Origin of the sequence: Herbaspirillum lusitanum P6-12, from assembly GCF_000256565.1 — a bacterium.
Classification (GTDB): Bacteria; Pseudomonadota; Gammaproteobacteria; order Burkholderiales; family Burkholderiaceae_D; genus Herbaspirillum; species Herbaspirillum lusitanum.
This window is the reverse complement of sequence record NZ_AJHH01000280.1, coordinates 1-2,873: the sequence shown is the minus strand read 5'-3', so window position 1 is coordinate 2,873 and position 2,873 is coordinate 1. Positions and strand designations below refer to the sequence as shown.

Here is a 2,873-nt window from a genome sequence, read left to right as displayed (position 1 = left end):
TCAAGCCAGCGCCGGTTAACCAGCGGGACGTTCCAGCGCAGCACGCGCAGCCTGAGCCTGACCGAGGCCGGAGAGCGATTTCTGCGGGAAGTCAGTGGCGGCCTGTCCAGCATCCAGAGCGCGGTCGCCAATCTGGCCAGCGCAGACGGCCAGCCGGCCGGCGTGTTGAAGGTCAGCATGGGAACGGGATTCGGGCGGGAATACATCGTGCCGCTGTTGGGAGGATTTCTGGAACGCTATCCGGCCATCTCGCCCGACTGGTATTTCGACAATCGCCCGGTGGATCTGATTACGGAAGGTTTTGATGCGGCCATCGGCGGCGGCATCGAACTGCCGCCCGGTATCGTCGCGCGTGAATTGGCGCCGGCGCATCGTGTCTTGTTGGCGTCGCCAGCCTACCTGGCGTCGCACCCGGCTATCCGTACGCCGGAAGACCTCGCCCACCACGACGGCATCCTGATCCGCTCGCCGCAGACCGGCCGCGTGCGTTCATGGACGCTGCGCAACGGTAAAGCACGAGGCAAAAATGACGGCATGCAGGCGGTGATCGACCTGAAGGTGAAAATGACCATGAGCGATCCCAATGCCGCCTGCGAAATCGCCGAGATGGGCTTGGGCATCACCTTGACTGCGATGCCGCACGCGCTGCCGTATCTGGAAGGCGGCACGCTGGTGCGGGTGCTGCCGGACTGGTATGTCGACGGCGGCATGCTGGCGCTCTACTTCGCGGCCGAGAAATTGCCGCCGGCATTGCGGGCCGGCATTGCGCCGATCGGCAACGACGTGAAGACCCTGATCGGCGTGCGTCCGGAGCATTTCCATATCGTCGCGCCGTCGTCGACCGAGTTGTTCGGCACCGTCACCGGCGTCGAATTCCAGGGCGCCGAATCCTACATCTACCTCGACCTGCCGGGCGGCGACGACATCATCGTGCGTAGTCCGGAAAAGAGCCGGCTCAAGCTCGGCGACCGTGTCGGTCTCGGCTGGAATCCCGTCGACGCCCACGTGTTCGCCGCCGATGATGGTCGCCGCTTGCTGCGGCTGGCCCGCTACGGCCACGACAGCGCCACGCCGAAGCTGGCCGCCGTGCTCTGAGCGCTTTCAACACATCCGGATCTGACCACGCTTTTCACCTGCACTTTCAACACGACTACCTCAAAAAAGGAACAGCAATGCTGAGCAAACTCATCAAAAAAACAGCGTTGGCGGCACTTTTCGCCAGCGCACTGACAGCATCGTCGATGGCCAGCGCCGCGACTGAACTGACCATGTACTATCCGATTGCCGTCGGCGGTCCGCTGACCGACGTGATCGACGGCATGATCAACGATTTCCAGAAGTCCAATCCGGACATCAAGGTCAAGGCGGTCTACTCCGGCAACTACGACGAGACCCGCGTGCGCGCCTTGTCGGCCATCAAGGGCGGCCAACCTGCACAGTTGTCGGTGCTGGGCGCGCTCGACACTTACGATCTCATTGACCAGAACCTGATCGAGCCCTTCGACAAGGTCGCCACCAGCGCCGAAGACAAGGCCTGGCTGCAAAGCTTCTATCCCGGCCTGATGGCCAACGGCACCATCGGCGGTCACGTCTGGGGCATTCCGTTCCAGCGCTCGACCATCGTGATGTTCTACAACAAGGACATGTTCCGCGCCGCCGGCCTGAATCCGGATGCGCCGCCAAAGACCTGGAAGGAAATGCTGGCCGCCGCCACCAAGCTGACCGGCAAGGACAAGTTCGGCCTGATGATTCCGTCGACCGGCTATCCGTACTGGATGTTCCAGGCGTTCGCGATCCAGAACGGCGTGTCGCTGATGAACAAGGAAGGCACGCAGGTCTACTTCAACACCCCGGCCGCCGTCGAAGCGCTGGAATTCTGGCGTTCACTGGCCGCCACGCACAAGGTCAGCCCGGCCGGCGCGATTGAATGGGGCACGCTGCGCCAGGCCTTCGTGCAAGGCCAGACCGCGATGATGTGGCACACCACCGGCAACCTGACTGCCGTGAAGAAGGAAGCCAAGTTCGACTTCGGCGTCGCCATGCTGCCGGCCAACAAGCAGCCGGGTTCACCGGTCGGCGGCGGCAACTTCTACCTGTTCAAGGGTTCGTCGCCGGCGCAACAAGCGGCCTCGGTCAATTTCGTACGCTGGATGACGGCGCCGGAACGTGCAGCGCAATGGTCGATCGCGACCGGTTACGTCGGCACCAGCCCTGCTTCGTACAACACGCCTGCCCTGCGCGACTACGCCAAGACTTTCCCGCAGGCGCTGGTGGCGCGCGATCAGCTGGCGGTAGCGATTCCGGAGTTCTCGACCGAGCAGACCGCCCGCGTGCGTGAAGCGCTGTCGAACGCCGTGCAAGCGGCGCTGACCGGCACCAAGACCTCGAAGCAGGCGCTGGATGAAGCACAGGCAACTGCCGAGCGTTTGCTGAAGCCTTACCGTTAATCCGCGTTCTTCTGTAAAAACTGTACCGCTGCCGCCCCTGCCTTCGCCGGGACGGCAGCAACAAGACCCGATCACCGGACACGATCCTGATGAACCAAGCAACACACCTGGCGCCGGTCAATCCTTCCGAACGCCGCCTGCATAACCTGTTCGGCTGGGGCCTGCTGACGCCGTCGCTGATCCTGCTGACCTTGTTCGCCTTCTATCCCATGCTGGCGACGCTGTGGAGCAGCTTCCATTCGCGCGGCACTGCGCGCCGTCCCAGCGTCTTCAACGGCATCGAGAATTACCGCGACCTGCTGAGCGACCCGACCTTCTGGCAAGTCGCCGGCAACAACCTGCTGTACGCGGGTGTGACCGTCCCCGTTTCGATCGCCCTGGCGCTGGGCATGGCGCTGTGGGCCAATGCCCGCATCGGCGGCCGCG

Annotated in this window: 3 protein-coding genes; all 3 read left to right on the top strand. The window is 63.4% G+C overall.

Annotation, left to right across the window (positions count from 1 at the left end):
• On the top strand, nucleotides 1-1,095 hold a 1,095-nt coding region (locus tag HLUSI_RS27770; protein ID WP_083830886.1), incomplete at its 5' end, for a LysR substrate-binding domain-containing protein.
• A gap of 77 nt (nucleotides 1,096-1,172) precedes the next feature.
• Nucleotides 1,173-2,447: an ABC transporter substrate-binding protein gene (locus tag HLUSI_RS0109025; protein WP_016833664.1), complete on the top strand. Its 1,275-nt coding sequence runs from the start codon at nucleotides 1,173-1,175 to the stop codon at nucleotides 2,445-2,447.
• An 89-nt stretch (nucleotides 2,448-2,536) separates the two neighbouring features.
• On the top strand, nucleotides 2,537-2,873 hold a 337-nt coding region (locus tag HLUSI_RS0109020), incomplete at its 3' end, for a carbohydrate ABC transporter permease (protein WP_016833660.1).

What these genes read in the sequence shown, in the direction of transcription:
- HLUSI_RS0109025 (WP_016833664.1), top strand. Translation starts at nt 1,173, where the DNA reads ATGCTGAGCAAACTCATCAAAAAAACAGCGTTGGCGGCACTTTTCGCC.